We start from the raw sequence: 21,510 nt of genomic DNA, 5'->3' as shown, positions 1-21,510 counted from the left end.
CCGCCAACCGCATTTCAAACAAGAGCCGGCCATGACTGATCTGTCCCCACTACCGGGTCCTGCAAGCGTTGCCGTCGCGACACTGGACGGACGTTTTTTTCGTCCGCCATTGCCTGACGGTCACGTGTTACGACCCCGTTTATGCGAGCGCCTGAGTGCGGGGCTCGGTGGCAGGCTGTTGCTGGTCAGTGCTCCAGCCGGGTTCGGCAAGAGTTCACTGGCGGTGGAGTTCTGTCAGGGGTTGCCGGCGCACTGGCAAAGTCTGTGGCTGGGTTTGAGTCCGCGGGACAACGATCCAGGGCGTTTTCTCGAGCGACTGCTTGAAGGTCTTCAGGACTTTTTCCCGCAGTTGGGCAGGCAGTCCCTGGGCCTGCTGAAAATGCGTCAGCGGCATCAGCCGTTTGCCTTCGAAGAATGGCTGGACGGTTTGCTCGACGAACTGGCCGTGCACTTGCTGCCGACTGCGCCCCTGTTGCTGGTGCTCGATGATTACCATCTGGCCCAAGGGCCGGTGCTCGATCGTTGCCTGCAATTTTTCCTCAATCATCTTCCCGACGGCTTGCTGGTGATGGTCACCAGTCGCCAGCGCCCGGACTGGCATCTGGCGCGGTTGCGGTTATCCCGGCAACTGCTCGAGTTGCATGAACAGGACTTGCGCCTGACCCACGATGAAGCCTTGACCCTGCTCGACCGGCACAGCACATCGCTGCGCGGCGAAGCTCTGGAGAGCCTGATCCAGCGCAGTGAAGGCTGGGTTGCCGGCTTGCGTTTCTGGCTGCTGGCGGCGTCGGAAGCCGGTTCCGAAGGTGCGTTGCCCCAGTCCCTCAATGGCGGGGAAGGGCTGATTCGCGATTATTTGCTGGAAGAAGTGATCGATTGCCTGCCCGCCGAGGTGCAGTCATTCCTGTACGACACCGCCCCACAGGAGCGGTTTTGCAGCGAATTGTGCGACGCGATTCGCGAAGCGCATGACAGTGCCGAGATCCTCGGTTTCCTGCTTGCACATCAGGTGTTCCTGGTGCCGCTGGACGAGCACGGTCACTGGTATCGCTATCACCATCTGTTTTCCGACCTGCTGCGCACGCGGCCGACCCGCCAGGTCATGGTGCCGGCGGCGAGTCTGCATTTGCGTGCCTGTCGCTGGTTCAATGCGCAGGGCCTGCTCGATGAAGCGGTGGAGCAGGCGTTGCGCGCCGGCCACCTCGACGTAGCGGCCAACCTGGTGCAAAACCTCTCCGAAGAACAACTGCTGGCTGAACAGAACGTCGGCATGTTGCTGCGCTGGAAAATGGACTTGCCCGACAGCCTGCTGATCAGCACGCCGCGACTGATCGTGCTCTACAGCTGGGCGTTGGGCCTGGCCTGTCAGCTGGACGCCGCCGAGGAGCTGGCCAGTCACCTGAGCCGCTTCCTGCCGGCACCGTCGGCCACCGCGCAGAAATCCATGCTGGCGCAATGGCTGGCCTTGAGCGGGATCATTGCCCGGGGGCGCGGTAATCGCCAGTTGACGCTGCTCTATTGCACCGAAGCGCTGGAAAGCCTTCCGGCCAAGCGTTACGGACAGCGCCTGATGTGCCTCTCGACCCTGTCCAACCTGGCGATTGCCGACGGTGACCTGTGGCGCGCACGCGGGCTGAACCGCGATTCCCTGGAGCTGGCGCAACGGGTCGGCAATCCCTTGTTCGAAGCGTTGGCCCATTATGATCGCGCCCGGGTATTGCAGGCGCGGGGGGAAATCCTGCGCTCGCTGGATGAAGTCCGCCAAGGGTTGCAACGCCTGCAGGGGTTGTCGCCGCAGCGCCTTTACGCCGTGCGCGCACGATTGACCTTGTATGAAGGGTTTCTGTTGGTGCTGCGCCTGCAACCACAAACCGCCCGGCAGCGCTTGCAGGCGGGGCTGACCGAGGCCCGCGCCTGTCGTGACATCAGTGTCTTGATCGGGCATTGCGTGATCGCCAGACTCGAAGGCAGCAGCGGTGAATATGCCAAGGCCTTCGCTGAACTCGCCGAAGCCGAACGGCTGATGCACATCTGGGACGTACCGCCGATCTACTACCTGGCGATGATCACCCTGGTCAAATGCGAACTCTGGCTGGCTCAGGGTCGCACCGACCTGGCAGAAGCCTGGCTCGCGCGACTGGGCCAGACCTACAACGGTGAACAACCGGCGGCGCCTCCGGAATTCCATCCGCAACTGCCGCTGCACATCGAATTGCAGCAGGCTTTGCTGGAGGTCATCAAGGGGCAGCCGATGCTTGCCGAAGGGCGCTTGAATGCCTTGCTTGAGCATGGGCAGCAAACCGGTCGGCAGTTGCTCAGCGTGATGACGCTGACACAGAAAACCGAACTGCTCCTGGCCCACAATCGCGAGCCTGAAGCCCGGCAAGCCTTCGCTCAGTCACTGGACGCGGCCAGCGGTGGTGCCCTGCAACCTTTCGATGGTCTGTTGAGCAAATACCCGGACTGGTTGCGCGAGCAGCTGCAACACTGCGCCAAAGCGACGGTTTCGCAGAGCCTGTCGGAGCGCCTGCCCGCCGTGGCTGCGCGCGTTGCCTTTGAACCCTCACAGGCCTGCGAACAGCTCAGCTCCCGCGAGCTGGCCGTTCTGAAACTCATTGCCCAAGGCTGTTCGAACCAGGAAATCAGCGATCAGCTGTTTATTTCCCTGCACACCGTGAAAACCCACGCCAGCCACATCAACAGCAAGCTCGGGGTTGAACGGCGCACGCAAGCGGTCGCGCGGGCGAAGGCGCTGGGGGTGCTGGGCTGACGTCGCTTGCCGAAACACATGGCGGCAGATGACGGGATGCCGATCTGTGCGAAAATCCGCTGTCCCTGTTTACCGAGCATGCCCCGATGTCCCAGCAACCGACCCTCATCCGCGAAACCTTCCCCGTCGGCCCGTTGCAGTGCAACTGCACGATCATCGGCGATCCGGTCACGAAAAAAGCCATCGTGGTCGATCCGGGTGGCAATCACGAACTGATCCTCGCTCGCCTCGACGCCCTGGGCCTGAAGGTCGTCAGCATCATCCACACCCATGCGCACCTCGATCACTTCCTGGCCTCCGGTCAGTTGAAGGAGAAAACCGGTGCGACCCTGCATTTGCACAAGGAGGATCAATTCCTCTGGGACAATCTGGAGATGCAATGCCAGATGTTCGGTGTGCCTTACACCCCGGTTCCGTCGCCTGATCGCTGGTTGGCCGACGATGAAGAGCTGGCGTGCGGTTGCGGCGTGGCGTTGCATACGCCCGGTCATACGCCGGGTTCCATGAGCTTTTGGTTTTCAGAGGCTAAGCTGCTGATTGCCGGCGACACGTTGTTTCGTCGCGGAGTAGGGCGTACGGATTTGTGGGGCGGGGACCAGGCGACCATCGTGCGTTCCATCAAGCAACGGCTTTATACCCTCGACGAAGACGCGACAGTCGTGACCGGTCATGGTCCGGACACGCGTCTGGGCGACGAGATGCGCGACAACCCTTTTGTCCGCGCTTGATGCTCGCCCACGGAATTTTCGGCGCGCGAAATGATCCAACGCCCGCAAAGGCCGATGCCTTGGTCCGTTGCACCACAGAATGCAAAAAGTAGGAGCTCTTCATGTTCACCAAGCAGCGTTTGATTATTGTCGCTACGGCTGTGGCCTTGCTGTCTGGCTGCGCCTCGCCTAACCCTTACGACAATCAGGGGCAGGCCGACGGCGGTTCCACCGGCATGAGCAAAACCGCGAAATACGGTGGTCTCGGTGCTCTGGCCGGCGCACTCGCAGGTGCTGCCATCGACCACAACAACCGTGGCAAGGGTGCGTTGATCGGCGCCGCCGTGGTGGGTGCATCCGCTGCCGGTTATGGTTACTACGCCGACCAGCAAGAGAAAAAACTGCGCGCGAGCATGGCCAACACCGGTGTCGAGGTGCAGCGTCAGGGCGACCAGATCAAGCTGATCATGCCGGGCAACATCACGTTCGCCACTGATTCGGCGAACATCGCTTCAAGCTTCTACCAGCCGCTGAACAACCTGGCGGGCTCGCTGAAAGAGTTCAACCAGAACCAGATCGAAATTGTCGGCTACACCGACAGCACCGGCAGCCGTCAGCACAACATGGACCTGTCGCAGCGTCGGGCCCAGAGCGTCGCGACCTACCTGACGTCGCAAGGTGTGAGCGGTGCCAACCTGAGCGCCCGTGGCGCCGGCCCGGATAATCCGGTGGCCAGCAATGCCGACGTCAATGGCCGGGCGCAGAACCGCCGGGTCGAGGTCAACCTCAAGGCGATTCCCGGTCAGCAGTACGGTGGTGCCCAGCAGCAACCGGGCACGGTTCAGCAATACCCTTGATCGCCTGACTGAACCCCAGGCGTAAAAAAGCCCGCCCGATCCTCAGCAGATCGGGCGGGTTTTTTTTGTCCCGGAAAGCAAAGAACCTGTAGGAGCCAGCTTGCTGGCGATGAACTCAAGTGCGCCGCGGTGAACCAGTCTGTACGGGTTATCGTTAAGGACAATCGCCAGCAAGCTGGCTCCTACAGTTTCCCCGGACTCCGTCATAAAGCATAAAAAAGCCCCCGGACAATCACTCGTCCGGGGGCTTTTTCATATCGCGCGAAACCTGATTACTTCTTCAGGCCGTAATGCTCATCGAGCATGCCCGGCGCGTTCGGGGCTTTCGGGGCGTAGTCGCGAGGCGGTTCCTGATTGCGCGGTGGCGTCAGGCGTTCCCGTGGGGCCGCTGCCGCGTCGGCGTGCAGCGAGGCCAGCAGGCGTTGGCGGGTCTGCTCGTCCAGGGCCAGGCGATTGGCGCCCTCGGCGAGATGATCCTGCACTTCCTGATAGCTCTGAGTCAGTTTCTTGACCAGGGAGGCGGTGCTGTTGAAGTGGGTAACCACCTCGTTCTGATAACTGTCAAAACGTTCCTGAATGTCATCCAGCTGACGTTGCGTGCTGCTCGGCGCGGCGTTCGGCACCAGGCGAGCGATCAGGAAACCAATGGCGACACCCACAACCAGGGCAAGAGTCGGCAACAACCAAACTAAGAGCGAGTGTTCCACGAGTCCTTCCTCTATAAACGGCTTTGCTTTACGTTAACGGCTCGAACCTGCGCTGTATACCGCGATTCACTCGCAATACATCGGCACAGACAATTTGCTAGACGAGTCGACCCGATTCGAGGTCACGGAGTTCCTTCCTTGCTTATGCGCGAAACCCCTGTAGTGATTGATGGCCCGGTCGGCCAACTGGAAGCTCTTTACCTGGACATCGAGCAGCCGCGCGGCATTGCGCTGATCTGCCACCCGAACCCGGTGCAGGGCGGCACCATGCTCAACAAAGTGGTCTCGACCCTGCAGCGCACCGCGCGTGACGCCGGTTTGATCACCTTGCGTTTCAATTACCGTGGCGTCGGGGCCAGCGAAGGCTCGCACGACATGGGCACCGGCGAGGTCGACGACGCTCAGGCCGCCGCCGCGTGGCTGCGGGCGAAACATCCCGACTTGCCGCTGACCCTGTTCGGTTTCTCCTTCGGCGGATTTGTTGCAGCAAGTCTCGGCGGACGTCTGGAAGCGCAGGGTGAACAGCTCAAGCATCTGTTCATGGTCGCGGCCGCCGTCAGCCGCCTCAATGGTTACGACCTGTTGCCGGTCAACTGCCCGCTGACCCTGATCCAGCCGGAAACCGATGAAGTCATCGACCCGCAAACCGTCTACGACTGGTCCGAAAAACTCGAGCGTCCCCATGAGCTGCTGAAAGTGGCAGAATGCGGACACTTTTTTCATGGCAAGCTGACCGATCTCAAGGATCTGATCCTGCCGCGTCTTTCGAATTGATTGCAGTCTGACAAGCGATTACCCATGACGACTCGTACCCGTATCCTCACCGGCATCACCACCACCGGCACGCCGCACCTTGGCAACTACGCCGGCGCCATCCGTCCGGCGATCCTTGCCAGTCGCGACAGCAATGCCGATTCGTTCTACTTCCTGGCCGACTACCACGCCCTGATCAAATGCGATGACCCGCTGCGCATCCAGCGCTCGCGTCTGGAAATCGCCGCGACCTGGCTGGCCGGTGGCCTGGATGTGGACCGCGTGACGTTCTACCGTCAGTCCGATATCCCGGAAATCCCTGAACTGACCTGGCTGCTGACCTGCGTGGCCGCCAAGGGCCTGCTCAACCGCGCCCACGCCTACAAGGCTTCAGTGGACAAAAACGTTGAAACCGGCGAAGACCCGGATGCCGGCATCACCATGGGCCTGTACAGCTACCCGGTGCTGATGGCCGCGGACATCCTGATGTTCAACGCGCACAAGGTGCCGGTCGGTCGTGACCAGATCCAGCACGTGGAAATGGCGCGCGACATCGGTCAGCGTTTCAACCACCTGTTTGGCCAGGGCAAGGAGTTCTTCACCATGCCCGAGGCGTTGATCGAAGAAAGCGTGGCGACGTTGCCGGGCCTCGACGGTCGCAAGATGTCGAAAAGCTACGACAACACCATTCCGTTGTTCAGCAGCGCCAAGGAAATGAAGGACGCGATCTCGCGGATCGTCACCGACTCCCGCGCGCCAGGCGAAGCCAAGGACCCGGACAATTCGCACTTGTTCACACTGTTCCAGGCCTTCTCCACTCCGGCACAATCCGACGAGTTCCGCAGCGAATTGCTGCAGGGCCTGGGTTGGGGCGAAGCGAAGAACCGTCTGTTCCAGTTGCTCGACAGCGAGCTGGGCGAGTCCCGCGAGCGTTATCACCAACTGATCGAACGCCCGGCGGACCTGGAAGACATCCTGCAAATCGGCGCCAAAAAGGCCCGTGCCGTGGCGACGCCGTTCCTCAATGAGTTGCGTGAAGCGGTCGGCCTGCGTTCTTTTGTGGCCCAGACTCAAGTTGCGGCGACCACCAAAAAGAAGGCCGCGAAGGCTGCGCGTTTTGTCAGCTTCCGCGAAGACGATGGCAGTTTCCGCTTCCGTCTGCTGGCCGCCGATGGCGAGCAACTGCTGCTGTCACGCAACTTCGCCGACGGTAAAACCGCCGGTCAGGTGACCAAACAGCTGCAAGCGGGCCAGCCATTGGACGTGCGCAGCGAAGACCTGAGCTTCAGCGTCTGGCTGGAAGGCGAGTGCGTTGCCGACAGCCCGGCCTTCGCCGACAGTGCTGCTCGCGACGGTGCGATCGACGCTTTGCGGATCGCTTTGACGCCGGTTCAGGAATAAACAACGGTTCGGTCCGACCAAGGGCCGATTGCCATTCCCATGGGCCATCGCTACAGTGACGGCCCGTTTTTGTTGCCTTGCTAACGAATTATGACGCCCCTAGAACGATATCAAGCTGATCTGAAGCGCCCGGAATTCTTCCATGACGCCGCGCAGGAAACTGCCGTGCGCCATTTGCAGCGCCTGTACGACGATCTGGTCGCGGCTTCGCAGAACAAACCGGGCCTGCTCGGCAAACTGTTCGGCAAGAAAGAACAGGCGCCGGTCAAGGGCCTGTATTTCTGGGGCGGCGTAGGTCGCGGCAAGACTTACCTGGTCGACACCTTCTTCGAAGCGCTGCCGTTCAAGGAAAAGACTCGCACGCACTTCCACCGCTTCATGAAGCGTGTGCACGAAGAGATGAAGACCCTCGGCGGCGAGAAAAACCCGCTGACCATCATCGCCAAGCGTTTCTCCGACGAGTCGCGAGTGATCTGCTTCGATGAATTCTTCGTTTCCGACATCACCGACGCGATGATCCTCGGCACGTTGATGGAAGAGCTGTTCAAGAACGGCGTGACCCTCGTCGCCACCTCGAACATCGTGCCGGACGGTCTGTACAAGGACGGCCTGCAACGCGCGCGCTTCCTGCCGGCCATCGCGCTGATCAAGCAGAACACCGAGATCGTCAACGTCGACAGCGGCGTCGATTACCGCCTGCGTCACCTTGAGCAAGCGGAGTTGTTCCACTTCCCGCTGGACGAAGCGTCCCACGAAAGCCTGCGCAAGAGCTTCCGTGCGCTGACGCCGGAATGCACCGCGGCCATCGAGAATGATGTGCTGATCATCGAGAACCGCGAAATCCGTGCGTTGCGCACTTGCGATGACGTGGCGTGGTTCGACTTCCGCGAGCTCTGCGACGGTCCGCGTAGCCAGAACGACTACATCGAACTGGGCAAGATTTTCCACGCCGTGTTGCTCAGCGGTGTCGAGCAGATGAGCGTCACCACCGACGACATCGCCCGACGCTTCATCAACATGGTCGACGAGTTCTACGACCGCAACGTGAAGCTGATCATTTCCGCTGAAGTCGAGCTGAAAGACCTCTACACCGGCGGCCGCCTGAACTTCGAGTTCCAGCGCACCCTCAGCCGTTTGCTGGAAATGCAGTCCCACGAATTCCTGTCCCGGGCGCATAAGCCGTAGGATTCGGAACATAAAAAAGGCCTGCCAATGCAGGCCTTTTTTATGCGCCAAAGATCCCTTGTAGGAGCGAGCCCTGCTCGCGATGAGCCCGAGATCGCCGCGGGGTACCAGATTTTACGCGTCATCGTTGACGCCCATCGCGAGCAGGGCTCGCTCCTACAGGGGCGTGTGTCAGGTGTGTGAAAGATGTTTCGCCAGCTCGTCCTGCCGATCGCAACCGACCAGCAACCACAACAGGATTCTGGCTTTGCGTGGACAGAGAAACCCCGACATCAAAGCGCCCCTGCGTGTCAGGTCGATCTCGCCGCCGTCAAAGCCGTAAGTCGAGCGAGCCGTGGCGCCAGAGCCGGTCCGGGTGGCAACGACCACTGGAATCTCCTGCGCGATTGCCTCGATCCGTTTCGCCCAGCTCGCCGAAACATGTCCCGCACCGAACCCCGCGATCACCAGCCCGGCGTAGCCCAGCCCAACGATGTTCTCCAGCAGCAGGCTGTCGGCGGACAGCGACGCTTCCAGCAAGGCAATCCGTTGTGTGGTTTGCACCGGCAAAGGCAGAGCATCGCGCGGGACTGGTGGGCGCAGATATCGAACGGTGTCCTCCACCAACAGACCTACGGGACCCACGATAGGAGAGGAGAACGCCTGCAAGGCCAATGAGTCGGTTTTACGCACCGCGCTTGCCGAATGAATCTGCCCGTTCATGACCACCTGGACACCGCGCTGATGGCTGCTTGAGGCCAGTGCCACCCGGCAGGCATCCAGAAGATTCGCCGGCCCCTCCGCCCCGGCCTGGGCTGCGGAGCGCATCGCCCCCGTCAGGACCAGCGGTGCATCGTGGTCCCACAGGTAGTCGAAAAAGGTAGCGGTTTCTTCCAGGGTGTCGGTGCCCTGCGTGATGACCACGCCTGTAGCGCCTTGTCTGATCTGGAAATTCGCCCAGGACAATACGCTCAGCAAAAACTCGAAATCCAGCGAAGCGCTGGGCAGCAGTCCCAGCGTTTCAATCGACACCTCTGCCAGCAACGTCAATTCCGGAAGGGATGCCAGCAGCGTTTCACCACTGACGGTCGGAATCACTCCTTCACCGGCGTGTCTGGCTTGCATGCTCACGGTACCGCCAAGTGCGGCGATGGCCAGTTTGGGCAAGTCCATGTGATACCTCGCTTGAGTGTGAAGAGATCGGCCGCACCGCGTTCGCGATACAGCCGGATGGCGATGTGAGTCAGTTGGCGATCAGGAACCCGATAAACGGAATGATCAGCAGCGTGCTGATGGCCATGGACAGTACATTACCGATGAAGCCATGCATGTCGGCCGGCAGCCGTTTGGCAATCGCACACGCCAGCGGCGGGGCAATCAAGGCGCCTAGCAGTGCGCTCATGACGATGACTGGCCAGGTGCCGCCATACGTCAGAACCGCGGCGGGCACCACCGACACCAGCGGAACGTAGGTCGGATACCAGCCGAGTGATATCCATTGTCGCCGCCAGATCACTACACCCAGCGCTGATGTCAGCGCCTGTGCGCCGATCAGTTGCGGCAGCAGGGCTGAACCGTAAACCGGACTCAGCGGATTCAGCGTGAATGCCAGCAAGGCGCCGAGAATCAGGCCGAGGCTGGCCCACTCGTTGCCATAGAACGGCGCTTCCGAAAAATCCGCCAGCACCCGACGCAGGCTCCAGATGACACCGTAGTCAGGCGTTTTGGCGGGGGCGGTTTCGGCCTCAGGCTCGGACGGCTGGCTGGGCGAGACAGACTTCACCAGGCCCGGTACGTAACGGCACAGCAGAAAGGCCAGCACGCTCGCGACTGCCATGCCCGAGACATTGCCAATGACCACCGGCAACGCCAGCGGGTTACACACGTAGTTGACCATCAACAAACACATTGGCGTCACGAGCCCCGCCCCGAGGATGGCGCCGTTGATCGTGACCTTCCAGCCTTTGCCGAACATCAACACCATCGCCGCCGGCAGTGAAACGAAGGCGGCAAATGTCGGTTGCCAGCTGTCGGCCGTCACCGTCCAGCCCCACAGCAGGTTGCTCAGCACCAGCCCGAGCAACGAACTGGTCACCAGCCATGGCCACAAACCGCTGCCGTAGGAGATGGCGAAGCCTTGCCAGGATTTTCCGCTGCGGTTGGCCCAGTAGGCCAGGTAGGCCCCCGCCAACAAGCCGATGGAGGCGAACTCGTGTTTGTAGAACGCCACTTCGCTGATGTCCCCCAGCACCCAGCGCAGCCACGCGTTGGGATGGGGGAGGCTTGAAAGCAAATGACGATAGTCGGGCCAATCGGCGGCCCAGCTGGAGCGGTGGGTGAATGACAACCAGACGATCAGCAATGCGGTGCCGAGCACCAGGAAGAGGATCGCGATGTCCAGTGATGATCTTGCGGCGAGACGATCAGGCGGGGTTTTTCCAGTGGTGGATTCCATCGGTCATTGCCCCCTGATCAGCGCGGCAGGCAAGGGTGCTGGGTGTAACCGAGCGCCTGATCGTAGAGATCGACTCGACGATCGCGATGCAGGTCGTTCAGGTCATTCCAGATCGGTGCGCTGCGGGAACTGGTCAGGTCGATGTCGGCGAAGAGGATTTCCTGTTGGTCCGCCGAGGCCACCGCTCCGATCGGCCAGCCGTTGGTGCCGGCAATCAACGAGCAACCGAGGTAACGCGCGCCGCGCTCCTCACCGATCCGGCTGGCAGCGGCGATGAACACATTGTTTACGTGCGCGGCCGTTATCGTCAGGTACGACGCCATGCATTTGCCGGCCTCGTCGAACAGCGGCGGTGGCGTCCAGACCCAGTTGTTCAGGCTGCAAATGATGTCGGCGCCTTGCTGGGCGAGAATGCGTGGCACCTCCGGAAACCAGATGTCCCAGCAGATCAACAAACCAATCCGCCCGATCGGTGTATCGAACACTGGAAAGCCCTGGTCGCCGGGGGTAAACCAGAGTTTTTCCAGGTTCCACAAATGCGCTTTTCGGTACTTGCCGATAAAGCCGTCAGGCCCCACCAGCACGCCGGTGTTGAAGAGGCGCATGCCGTCGCGCTCGGCCAGGCCGGCCACCAGGTAAACCTTGTGTTGTCGGGCGAAATCCATCCAGAGCTGCACGCTCGGCCCGTCGGGCACGGACTCCGCATGGGCAAACGCATCCTGGCGATTGCTGAAGAAATAGCCGGTATTGGACAGCTCGGGAAGGACGATGAGATTCGCTCCACCGTTGACCGCTTCCAGTGCTAACTCAAGGCTGCAACGCAGGTTGTCTGCGCATTTTTCGGTGCCGACCTGAGGGTCGAATTGCACGACTGCTACACGAACAGGGCTTGTTGGATCGCTCATTGCCGATGACCTCTTTTTTATTGTTATTCACGCTGTTTAATTGCGTGTTTATTAAGTGTTGAAACGGCAAAGGGGCGTAAGTCGGCGGCTTCCGGTACGGCTGTAGTCCGTTTCCGAAGATGGGGGCGTGAGGGTTGAATCAGTTTGCGGGGGGAGGTCGGGAAGGCGAGCCAGTACACCGGGTGCATGGCTCTGGAGCGGGGCTTTCAGGCTTTCAGTCGGTAGTGCGGATAGTCATTCATGGAGAAACCGCCATTGAAGGTCGCGGCGGTTTTGTCGCAGATGTGAATGACGGCATCGACGGCCCCTCGAAAGCAGGGTTCCGTCCAGCCGGCATCGACGGAGAAGGATTCGCCGGAAAAATACAGGCCGGAGACGTGCGCGAAATCCCGGTTGTATTTCATCAGGCTCACGGCATCGTAGTAGGTGCCCGGCCGGTACAACTTTGCACAACCCAGCGCATTTTTGTCGGTCATCCAGCGTTGGACGACGGCTTGGTCAAGGTCGATGTATGGCGAGATTTTCTGCTGGATATTGGTGCAGTTCATGAGGATGCGATCCAGCTCCTCGGCACACGTGGCCACCAGTTCCTTGTCACTGTATGAAGCAAGCTTGGTCGCATCGTCCTCCCAGGTGTAACTCAGGAGAATGCAGTCGTAGCTGTAGTGTTCGTTGTAGCGGTAGGTGTAGACGTCGTGAATGAAACTGTCGGTGACGATGGCTTGCGGGATCCGCGTGTTTTGCGAAAGAAAAGTTTTTTTCAACGGTGCGAAGACCTTGCAGCTGGTTTCCCAGTGCGCAGTTTTGTAGGCGTTGATGGTGTCGAAAGGCAGCATTTCCTGGCTGAAATTTTCGAGCTTGATGCGCGTTTCGATCAGCCAGGAGGGCAGGGTCATGATGACTGAATCGAAGTCTTCAAAGTGTTCCTGGGTCTGTTCGGGCTGACTGTATTTCCAGTTGAAGTAGACCCGGATTTTCTGGTTGGTCAGCTTTTTGAGTCGGGTCACCGAGGAGTCGGTGAGAAGGCCGGTGTTTGTTTCGCGGCTGTGTTCGTAGACGGATTTTCCGGTTTCGTCGGTTTTCATGAACAGCAGGCATTCGTCCAGCGCCGCGAGCCCGATGTAGCGGGGCCTGTCGAAACTGAGCCCGGCGCAGTCATGCACGGCTTCGCTGTTCAGGTAGGGCGAGGGCAGCGGGTCGCCCTTTGAGTCGACCCGGCCATGGATCAGTTGCAACCCAGTACTGAAACCGAAAATGGCGGTGCGCAGCGGGTACAGGCTGCAGACGTCGTAGAACGCCCCCCAGCTGCCGTCACCGATGCCGATCGCGTAGAAAATCGCTGACTCTTCCATGGACATTCCCAGGCCACCAAAATCCCCGGGCGAGCGTTCATCCAGGGTTTCCAGTGCGGGCATGCGGACCAGTTCGCGGAAGGACACGTTTTCATATTTTTCGACGATGGCGCTCCACGTCGCTTCCCATTCCTCGCCGGCGTACACCTGAGCGACATGGCGGCTCATCCGATCGGAAAAGGCCTTCCATTTGGCATAGACCTTTTGCAGGTCTTCGTCCGGCGGAGGCGTCCTGCCATCGAGGTTGGTCCATATCAGCATGTGCGGCGTCGGGTGGCCGCCCATGCGACCTTCTCGAAGGTAAATGCCGGTCGAGCGGACCCACTGGCTGCCGGGGTTGGGGAAGTCCGAAAACGCCAGATCAAATGCCTTGGTGTAGTAGGCCATCAGCGACCGGCCTTCAGTCGGCGGCTCATCCGCCCGATTGAAGAAGGGCATGCGCATGGCGCCCATTTCAAACGGGGTCTGGCTTTGTGTGGTGTTTGGGTTTCCGGCAACGGTCAGGTGGCGGCCGCCGATGCGCCTGGATTGTTCGATGAGGGATACGTGGGTAAAGCCGCAGCGATACAGCTCCCTGGCCGCTGTCAGGCCGGTGACGCCGGCGCCGATGATGCAAATCCTGTGCTGTGGATCGGTTGCCTGGGCAATGCCGCCTTCCTGCTCAACCAGTGCCCGATAGTCGAAACACAGGTCGGGTGGATTGGGGAAACGGGCGGCCCACCTGCTTTTTGCCGAGGGCTTGTTTCGGGCGTTTTCCTCGGGAGGAAACGGCGGATAGTCGTAACTGGATCCGATAGTCACTGATGATCTTCCCTGATGGTGTTGGCAGGGAAGATGTTGAGGTTGCGGGGCGATCAGCGCATAGCCGTCAAACGGGGCCCGAAGGTGCTCTGCATTCGTTTTTTACCGTGGGAAAAAAGACCTGCATGGCAGGTCTTTTTATACGGCGGCACACACCTTGTGGAGCCGGGTTTACGCCGCTTGTTGAAACTGCTGCCGATACTGGTTCGGCGACAGCTCGGTGTGCTGGCGGAACAGGCGCGCAAAGAAGCTGGCATCGTCGTAGCCGACCTCATAGCTGATGGTCTTGATGCTTTTGCGGCTGCCGGACAACAGGCCCTTGGCGGTTTCGATGCGCAGGCGTTGCAGGTAATGCAGCGGCTTGTCGCCGGTGGCCGTCTGGAAGCGGCGCATGAAGTTGCGGATGCTCATGCCGTGTTCGCGCGCGACGTCTTCGAAGCGGAACTTGTCGGCGAAATGCTCTTCGAGCCAGTGCTGGATCTGCAGGATGATCACGTCCTGGTGCAGCTTCTGGCCACCGAAACCGATCCGTCCCGGCGCATAGCTGCGCTGCACTTCGTAGAGAATGTCGCGGGCCACGGCCTGGGCGACGTTGGCGCCGCAGAAGCGCTCGATCAGGTAGATGTAGAGATCGCACGCCGAGGTGGTGCCGCCGGCGCAGTACAGGTTGTCGGCGTCGGTCAGGTGCTTGTCCTGGTTGAGGTGCACCTTCGGAAAACGCTCGGCAAAGGCATTGAAGAAGCGCCAGTAGGTGGTCGCTTCCTTGCCATTGAGCAGCCCGGCTTCAGCCAGCCAGAACACCCCCGTAGCCTCGCCGCAAAGCACCGCGCCGCGCGCATGTTGCTGGCGCAGCCACGGCAGGACCTGGGGATAACGTTGGCACAGGGTGTCGAAATCGTCCCAGAAGGCCGGGAGGATAATGACATCGGCGTTTTCCAGGCCGCCGTCCACCGGCATGATCACATCGCTGAAGCTGTTCACCGGTTTGCCGTCGGGGCTGACCAGGCGCGTTTCGAACGCGGGCGTCAGGCCGTTGCCCAGTTGTTTGCCGTAGCGCAGGCTGGCCAGATGGAAGAAATCCTTGGCCTGCATGAGGGTGGAAGCGAAAACCCGGTCGATGGCCAGGATGCTGACGCGCCGCAAGGGCGTGGAGGCTTGGTTAGACATAATTCAACTTTATTCTTATAGGGGAAAGTGGTCAGCAGACGGCTGGATCGTCTTATTTTTTGTCGGATGTGTCCAGTGTCCTGTATCGGGTGAGCGGCTTAGTCTCTGAAGGTCAACTCCTTCTAAAAATAATGACAGGTGCCGCATGATTCCCAGAACCTTGTTCAGTCCCGAGCACGAACTTTTCCGCGACAGCGTGCGAACGTTTCTCGAAAAAGAAGCTGTGCCGTTTCATGGCCAATGGGAAAAACAAGGCTATATCGACCGCCAGCTCTGGAACAAGGCGGGGGAGGCGGGGATGCTCTGTTCGCACCTGCCGGAAGAATACGGTGGGCTGGGCGCGGACTTTCTCTACAGCGCGGTGGTGATCGAAGAAGTGGGGCGCCTGGGCCTGACCGGCATCGGTTTTTCCCTGCATTCGGACATCGTCGCACCGTACATCCTGCATTACGGCAGTGAAACGCTGAAACACAAATACCTGCCAAAACTGGTATCCGGCGAGATGGTTACCGCGATTGCCATGACCGAACCAGGCGCCGGTTCGGATCTGCAAGGGGTGAAAACCACCGCAGTGCTCGATGGCGACGACTATGTCATCAACGGTTCGAAGACGTTCATCACCAACGGCTATCTGGCAGACCTGGTGATTGTCGTGGCCAAGACCGATCCGAAAGCGGGCGCGAAGGGCACCAGCCTGTTCCTGGTCGAGGCCAACACCCCGGGCTTTGCCAAGGGCAAGCGTCTGGAAAAAGTCGGCATGAAAGCGCAGGACACTTCGGAGCTGTTCTTCCAGGACGTTCGCGTGCCCAAGGAAAATCTGCTGGGGCAGGCGGGGATGGGCTTCGCTTATCTGATGCAGGAATTGCCGCAGGAGCGCCTCACTGTTGCCGTCGGCGGGCTGGCGTCGGCTGAAGCCGCTTTGCAATGGACGCTGGAATACACCCGCGAGCGCAAGGCGTTCGGCAAGGCGATTGCCGATTTCCAGAACACGCGATTCAAGTTGGCGGAGATGGCGACTGAGATCCAGATCGGCCGGGTTTTCGTCGACCGCTGCCTGGAATTGCATCTACAAGGCAAGCTCGATGTGCCGACCGCGGCGATGGCCAAATATTGGGGCACGGACCTGCAATGCAAGGTGCTCGACGAGTGCGTGCAGTTGCATGGCGGCTACGGGTTCATGTGGGAATACCCGATTGCACGGGCGTGGGCGGATGCGCGGGTGCAGCGGATTTATGCCGGCACCAATGAAATCATGAAGGAGATTATTGCCAGATCCCTGTAGGAGCCGGCTTGCTGGCGATTGAAACGGCGCGGTTTTGGTTGCATGCCGCGTTGTCCCCATCGCCAGCAAGCCGGCTCCTACAAGTGCGGGTTACGGCGCCGGATTCGGGTGATCCTTGTGGATCGCCTCGATCCCCGCCAGCACTTCATCGGACAGTTTCAGCTCGAAGCTGGCAATGTTGCTGTCCAGCTGCTCAAGCGTCGTCGCGCCGATGATGTTGCTGGTCACGAACGGCTGTTGCGTCACAAACGCCAGGGCCATTTGCGCCGGGTCCAGACCGTGCTCACGGGCCAACGCCACGTAACGGCTGCACGCTGCTTCCGACTGCGGGTTGAAATAGCGGCTGAAGCGGCTGTAGAGACTCAGGCGACCTTTCGGTGGACGTGCGCCACCTTCGTACTTGCCTGACAGGAAACCGAACGCCAGCGGCGAATAAGCGAGCAGGCCGCATTGTTCGCGGATGGCGATTTCCGCCAGGCCGATTTCGAAGCTGCGGTTGAGCAGGTTGTACGGGTTCTGGATCGATACCGCACGCGGCCAGCCACGGGCTTCGGCCAGCGCCAGGAAACGCATGGTGCCCCACGGCGTTTCGTTGGACAGGCCGATGTGGCGGATCTTGCCGGCCTTGACCTGTTCGTCCAGCGCTTCGAGGGTGTCCTCCAGCGGTGTCAGGTTGGCTTCGATCTTGTGTTTGTAGCCCAGCTGTCCGAAAAAGTTGGTGCTGCGCTCCGGCCAGTGCAACTGGTAAAGGTCGATGTAGTCGGTCTGCAGGCGCTTGAGGCTGGCATCCACGGCTTCCGTGATGTGCTGACGGTTGTGCCGCAGGTTTTTGTCGCGGATGTAGTCGATGGTGTTGCCTGGGCCGGCGATCTTGCTGGCGAGGATCCAGTCGGCGCGATCACCGCGGCTTTTGAAATAATTGCCGATGTAGCGCTCGGTGGTGGCGTAGGTGTCGGCCTTCGGCGGCACCGGATACATCTCGGCGGTGTCGATGAAATTGATCCCGGCGCCTTTGGCCCGTTCAATCTGGGCGAAGGCTTCAGCTTCGCTGTTTTGCTCGCCCCAGGTCATGGTTCCGAGGCAGATGGCGCTCACGTTCAGATTGGTGCGGCCTAGCTGGCGATAGTCCATCGGGTGCTCCTTGGGCAAAACAATCATAAAAGCAGGTTGAAATATTTTTCGCAATCTGCATAATTGCGCACCTCTTTCTGCAGTGGAAGTGATGCGCCGCCGCCGAAGAATCTTGCCGTTGAACGGACGCGCCGACCCGAGCCCCCGAAAGCGTCTGTATCCGGCTGCCTTTGACTTGTCAAAGTACGCACTATTCAGTAAGATCCGCCGTCTAATTTACAGGGCGGCCCCTGAGGCTATAAAGAATGAAAACTTTTACTGCTAAACCGGAAACAGTACAGCGCGACTGGTTTGTCGTCGACGCTGCAGGTCAGACCCTGGGTCGTCTGGCCACCGAAATCGCGAGCCGTCTGCGTGGCAAGCATAAAGCTGAGTACACTCCTCACGTTGACACCGGCGATTACATCGTCGTTATCAATGCCGAGCAGATTCGTGTAACCGGTGCTAAAACCACCGACAAAATCTACTACTCCCACTCCGGTTTCCCGGGCGGCATCAAGTCGATCAACTTCGAAAAGCTGATCGCTAAAGCCCCTGAGCGCGTGATCGAGACCGCGGTCAAAGGCATGCTGCCTAAGAACCCGCTGGGTCGCGACATGTATCGTAAGCTGAAAGTCTATGCGGGCGCTGTACACCCTCATACTGCTCAGCAGCCCCAAGAACTGAAGTTTTAACGGAATAGTTCATTATGTCGGCGACTCAAAATTACGGCACTGGCCGTCGCAAGACCGCAACCGCACGCGTTTTCCTGCGTCCGGGTACTGGTAACATCTCCATCAACAACCGTTCGCTGGATAATTTCTTCGGCCGCGAAACTGCCCGCATGGTAGTTCGTCAGCCGCTGGAATTGACTGAGACTGTCGAGAAGTTCGACATCTACGTCACCGTGATCGGCGGTGGTGTAAGTGGTCAAGCTGGCGCAATCCGCCACGGCATCACTCGCGCTCTGATGGACTATGACGAAACCCTGCGTGGCGCTCTGCGCAAAGCTGGCTTCGTTACCCGCGACGCTCGTGAAGTTGAACGTAAGAAAGTCGGTCTGCGTAAAGCGCGTAAGCGTCCGCAGTACTCGAAGCGTTAATTCGCTTTCTCGTTCAAAAAGAACGCCCAGTTTCCTCACGGAGCTGGGCGTTTTTTTATGCGTGCGATTTATCAAAGAATTGCTCTGTGACAACTTGCCACATCCGCAGAGCCCCTATACTACAAGGCTTGGCAGTGGGGCCCTTCGGTAATTACCTTGTCAGAATTGGGGCTTTTCATTACCATTCGGCAAAATTTTTATAAGTACATAGATTTACTTAGTAGATGCCTGATTTAACAGGCCACAAAGCTGATGGGAGAGGACTGAATGAGCAATGACGGCGTGAATGCAGGCCGGCGTCGCTTCTTGGTAGCAGCCACATCCGTGGTGGGTGCTGCAGGAGCGGTGGGGGCTGCGGTCCCGTTCGTGGGGTCATGGTTTCCCAGTGCCAAGGCGAAAGCCGCAGGTGCACCGGTGAAAGTGAATGTCAGCAAAATCGAGCCAGGCCAGCAGATGATTGCTGAGTGGCGCGGTCAGCCGGTGTTCATCGTCCGCCGTACCGAGGAAATCCTGGGGAATCTGAAAAAGATCGAGGGCCAGCTGTCTGACCCGACCTCCAAGAACTCGACTCAACCGACTTATGTCGACCCGGAAACGCGTTCGATCAAGCCAGAGGTTCTGCTGCTGATCGGTATCTGCACCCACCTCGGTTGCTCGCCGACCTTCCGTCCCGAAGTGGCGCCTGCGGATCTGGGCAAGGATTGGGTAGGTGGTTATTTCTGCCCTTGCCACGGTTCCCACTACGATTTGGCTGGCCGCGTCTACAAGTCGCAACCTGCGCCTTTGAACCTGCCAGTTCCCCCGCATTCCTATGAGACCGATGAGATTATTGTCATTGGCGTCGATACGGAGAAAGCGTGATGAGCAAGTTCATGGATTGGGTTGATGCGCGCTTCCCCGCGACCAAAATGTGGGAAGACCATCTCAGCAAGTACTACGCCCCGAAGAACTTCAACTTCTTCTATTTCTTTGGTTCCCTGGCATTGCTCGTTCTGGTCAACCAGATCGTTACCGGTGTCTGGCTGACCATGAGCTACACCCCGTCGGCGGAAGAGGCATTCGCCTCCGTCGAATACATCATGCGCGACGTCGAGTACGGCTCGATCCTGCGTCTGCTGCACTCCACCGGCGCTTCGGCGTTTTTCATCGTGGTCTATCTGCACATGTTCCGTGGCCTGCTCTACGGTTCGTACCAGAAACCGCGTGAGCTGGTGTGGGTCTTCGGCATGCTGATCTACCTGGCGCTGATGGCGGAAGCCTTCATGGGTTACCTGCTGCCGTGGGGCCAGATGTCCTACTGGGGTGCCCAGGTGATCATCTCGCTGTTCGGTGCGATCCCGGTCATCGGCAACGACCTGACCCAGTGGATTCGTGGTGACTACCTGATTTCCGGTATTACCCTGAACCGCTTCTTCGCCCTGCACGTTGTTGCCCTGCCGATCGTGATCCTCGGTCTGGTGGTGCTGCACGTTCTGGCGCTGCACGAAGTCGGTTCGAACAACCCGGACGGCGTCGACATCAAGAAACACAAGGACGAAAACGGCGTACCGCTGGATGGCATCGCCTTCCACCCGTACTACACCGTGAAAGATATCGTCGGCGTGGTGGTGTTCCTGTTCATCTTCTGCTCGATCGTGTTCTTCTTCCCGGAAATGGGCGGCTACTTCCTCGAGAAGCCGAACTTTGAAGTGGCGAACGCCTTCAAGACGCCCGAGCACATTGCACCGGTCTGGTACTTCACGCCGTTCTACGCAATTCTTCGGGCGGTTCCGGACAAGCTCCTGGGCGTTATCGCCATGGGCGCGGCCATCGCTGTACTGTTCGTCCTGCCATGGCTGGACCGTAGTCCGGTCAAGTCGATGCGCTACAAGGGCTGGTTGAGCAAGATCTGGCTCTGGGTGTTCTGCATCTCGTTCGTGATCCTGGGCGTGCTGGGCGTATTGGCCCCAACCCCTGAGCGTACGTTGCTGTCGCAGGTGTGTACGTTCCTGTACTTCGCCTACTTCATTCTGATGCCGTTCTACACCAGGCTCGAGAAGACCAAACCGGTTCCGGAAAGGGTGACTGGCTGATGAAAAAGCTATTTGCTGTACTGATTCTTGCTGCTATGCCTGTACTGTCCTTCGCCGCCGAGCACGGTGGTCCTGAGCTGGAAAAGGTCGACATCGACGTTTCCGACAAGGCTGCCATGCAGGACGGCGCACGGACGTTCGCCAACTATTGCATGGGCTGCCACAGTGCCAAGTTCCAGCGCTATGAGCGTGTTGCCGACGATCTGGGCATTCCCCACGATCTGATGCTGTCGAAGCTGGTGTTCACTGGCGCCAAGATCGGCGACCACATGAACATCGGCATGCAGCCGGCAGACGCCAAGACCTGGTTCGGTGCTGCGCCACCCGACCTGACCCTGGTAGCTCGTGTTCGTGGTACCGACTGGCTCTACGGTTACCTGAAGTCGTTCTACGAAGACCCGTCGCGCCCTTGGGGCGTGAACAACAAGGTCTTCCCGAACGTCGGCATGCCGAACGTTCTGGTGGGCCTGCAAGGTCGCCAGGTGGTCGGCTGCAAACAGGTGCAGATCGTCGAGGACGGCAAGAAGCAATATGATCCGCTGACCGGTACCGCGCTGACTCATGAAGCGTGCGATCAGCTGACCATCGTGCCGAAGAGCGGTGCCCTGACCGAAGAGCAGTTCGATGAGAAGGTCAAGAATCTGGTAACCTTCCTCGCTTACTCGGCTAACCCGGTTAAGCTGCAGCATCAGCGCATCGGTACCTACGTCTTGCTGTACCTGGCGTTCTTCTTCGTCTTCGCCTACTTGCTGAAGCGCGAATACTGGAAAGATGTGCACTGATTAAGTTTCAAGCAATTGCTGTTAATCGCGCGCGCCCAAGGGCGTCTCTGAAGGTGTAACGAGTCTGGTGAGCCAGACGTTACGGGAGGCGCCCTCTGGGCGCGCTCGTTTTTCCGCTTCCGA

19 protein-coding genes are annotated in these 21,510 nt (G+C 59.5%); 12 read left to right on the top strand and 7 right to left on the bottom strand.

What is annotated here, in order from left to right:
• The first annotated feature begins 31 nt into the window (after window positions 1-31).
• The 3 genes from ACF6ZU_RS07495 to ACF6ZU_RS07485 all read left to right on the top strand — a co-directional run bounded on the left by ACF6ZU_RS07495 (window position 32) and on the right by ACF6ZU_RS07485 (window position 4,334).
• Window positions 32-2,770 carry a LuxR C-terminal-related transcriptional regulator gene (locus tag ACF6ZU_RS07495; protein ID WP_392891218.1) on the top strand — a complete coding sequence of 913 codons (2,739 nt, stop codon included), beginning with the start codon at window positions 32-34 and terminating at the stop codon, window positions 2,768-2,770.
• A gap of 86 nt (window positions 2,771-2,856) precedes the next feature.
• Window positions 2,857-3,498, top strand: a complete 642-nt coding sequence (locus ACF6ZU_RS07490) for an MBL fold metallo-hydrolase (protein ID WP_008025937.1) — start codon at window positions 2,857-2,859, stop codon at window positions 3,496-3,498.
• A gap of 101 nt (window positions 3,499-3,599) precedes the next feature.
• On the top strand, window positions 3,600-4,334 hold the full coding sequence (locus tag ACF6ZU_RS07485; RefSeq protein WP_392891216.1) for an OmpA family protein: 735 nt from the start codon (window positions 3,600-3,602) through the stop codon (window positions 4,332-4,334).
• A gap of 272 nt (window positions 4,335-4,606) precedes the next feature.
• Here the strand turns inward: ACF6ZU_RS07485 and ACF6ZU_RS07480 are convergent, their stop codons facing one another.
• Window positions 4,607-5,041: a YhcB family protein gene (locus ACF6ZU_RS07480; RefSeq protein WP_392891214.1), complete on the bottom strand. Its 435-nt coding sequence runs from the start codon at window positions 5,039-5,041 to the stop codon at window positions 4,607-4,609.
• Between the two features lie 144 nt (window positions 5,042-5,185).
• Between ACF6ZU_RS07480 and ACF6ZU_RS07475 the strand changes: the two genes are divergently transcribed.
• The 3 genes from ACF6ZU_RS07475 (at window position 5,186) to zapE (ending at window position 8,380) form a co-directional block, all read left to right on the top strand.
• Window positions 5,186-5,815, top strand: a complete 630-nt coding sequence (locus ACF6ZU_RS07475) for an alpha/beta hydrolase (protein WP_392891212.1) — start codon at window positions 5,186-5,188, stop codon at window positions 5,813-5,815.
• A gap of 24 nt (window positions 5,816-5,839) precedes the next feature.
• Complete coding sequence (locus ACF6ZU_RS07470) at window positions 5,840-7,195, top strand: tryptophan--tRNA ligase (protein ID WP_392891210.1); 1,356 nt, start codon at window positions 5,840-5,842, stop codon at window positions 7,193-7,195.
• 90 nt (window positions 7,196-7,285) lie between these two features.
• Complete coding sequence (gene zapE / locus ACF6ZU_RS07465) at window positions 7,286-8,380, top strand: cell division protein ZapE (protein ID WP_008025947.1); 1,095 nt, start codon at window positions 7,286-7,288, stop codon at window positions 8,378-8,380.
• 171 nt (window positions 8,381-8,551) lie between these two features.
• Here the strand turns inward: zapE and ACF6ZU_RS07460 are convergent, their stop codons facing one another.
• From ACF6ZU_RS07460 to ACF6ZU_RS07440, 5 genes are all read right to left on the bottom strand, one after another.
• Window positions 8,552-9,532, bottom strand: coding sequence for an asparaginase (locus ACF6ZU_RS07460; protein ID WP_392891208.1), 981 nt, complete (start codon window positions 9,530-9,532; stop codon window positions 8,552-8,554).
• A gap of 70 nt (window positions 9,533-9,602) precedes the next feature.
• A complete protein-coding gene (locus tag ACF6ZU_RS07455) occupies window positions 9,603-10,814 on the bottom strand; it encodes a hypothetical protein (RefSeq protein ID WP_392891206.1) in 1,212 nt (403 codons plus the stop codon).
• A 17-nt stretch (window positions 10,815-10,831) separates the two neighbouring features.
• Window positions 10,832-11,719: a nitrilase family protein gene (locus tag ACF6ZU_RS07450; RefSeq protein WP_392891204.1), complete on the bottom strand. Its 888-nt coding sequence runs from the start codon at window positions 11,717-11,719 to the stop codon at window positions 10,832-10,834.
• A 206-nt stretch (window positions 11,720-11,925) separates the two neighbouring features.
• Window positions 11,926-13,872 carry a flavin monoamine oxidase family protein gene (locus ACF6ZU_RS07445; protein WP_392891202.1) on the bottom strand — a complete coding sequence of 649 codons (1,947 nt, stop codon included), beginning with the start codon at window positions 13,870-13,872 and terminating at the stop codon, window positions 11,926-11,928.
• Window positions 13,873-14,043: 171 nt separating this feature from the next.
• Window positions 14,044-14,940: a GlxA family transcriptional regulator gene (locus ACF6ZU_RS07440; protein WP_392893733.1), complete on the bottom strand. Its 897-nt coding sequence runs from the start codon at window positions 14,938-14,940 to the stop codon at window positions 14,044-14,046.
• Window positions 14,941-15,184: 244 nt separating this feature from the next.
• Here ACF6ZU_RS07440 and ACF6ZU_RS07435 point away from each other — a divergent pair, with 244 nt between their 5' ends.
• Window positions 15,185-16,321, top strand: a complete 1,137-nt coding sequence (locus ACF6ZU_RS07435) for an acyl-CoA dehydrogenase family protein (RefSeq protein ID WP_392891200.1) — start codon at window positions 15,185-15,187, stop codon at window positions 16,319-16,321.
• Between the two features lie 90 nt (window positions 16,322-16,411).
• On the opposite strand, the gene ACF6ZU_RS07430 is transcribed toward ACF6ZU_RS07435, so the two are convergent.
• Window positions 16,412-17,452, bottom strand: a complete 1,041-nt coding sequence (locus tag ACF6ZU_RS07430; RefSeq protein WP_392891199.1) for an NADP(H)-dependent aldo-keto reductase — start codon at window positions 17,450-17,452, stop codon at window positions 16,412-16,414.
• 245 nt (window positions 17,453-17,697) lie between these two features.
• On the opposite strand from ACF6ZU_RS07430, the gene rplM reads away from it, so the two are divergent.
• From rplM to ACF6ZU_RS07405, 5 genes are all read left to right on the top strand, one after another.
• Window positions 17,698-18,126, top strand: coding sequence for a 50S ribosomal protein L13 (gene rplM / locus ACF6ZU_RS07425; protein ID WP_007905295.1), 429 nt, complete (start codon window positions 17,698-17,700; stop codon window positions 18,124-18,126).
• 14 nt (window positions 18,127-18,140) lie between these two features.
• A complete protein-coding gene (gene rpsI / locus ACF6ZU_RS07420) occupies window positions 18,141-18,533 on the top strand; it encodes a 30S ribosomal protein S9 (RefSeq protein ID WP_003205364.1) in 393 nt (130 codons plus the stop codon).
• A 267-nt stretch (window positions 18,534-18,800) separates the two neighbouring features.
• Window positions 18,801-19,394, top strand: coding sequence for a ubiquinol-cytochrome c reductase iron-sulfur subunit (petA, locus tag ACF6ZU_RS07415; protein ID WP_150633468.1), 594 nt, complete (start codon window positions 18,801-18,803; stop codon window positions 19,392-19,394).
• On the top strand, window positions 19,394-20,605 hold the full coding sequence (locus tag ACF6ZU_RS07410) for a cytochrome bc complex cytochrome b subunit (protein WP_262165670.1): 1,212 nt from the start codon (window positions 19,394-19,396) through the stop codon (window positions 20,603-20,605). The genes petA and ACF6ZU_RS07410 overlap by 1 nt, the downstream gene beginning before the upstream one ends.
• Window positions 20,605-21,387 (top strand): cytochrome c1, encoded by a 783-nt coding sequence (locus tag ACF6ZU_RS07405; protein ID WP_392891194.1) that lies wholly within the window; start codon window positions 20,605-20,607, stop codon window positions 21,385-21,387. The genes ACF6ZU_RS07410 and ACF6ZU_RS07405 overlap by 1 nt, the downstream gene beginning before the upstream one ends.
• Window positions 21,388-21,510 lie beyond the last annotated feature (123 nt).

This window comes from Pseudomonas migulae (assembly GCF_043225285.1).
Lineage (GTDB): Bacteria > Pseudomonadota > Gammaproteobacteria > Pseudomonadales > Pseudomonadaceae > Aquipseudomonas > Aquipseudomonas migulae_C.
The sequence above is the reverse complement of the archived record's forward strand: the minus strand, read 5'-3'. Positions and strand labels throughout refer to the sequence as shown.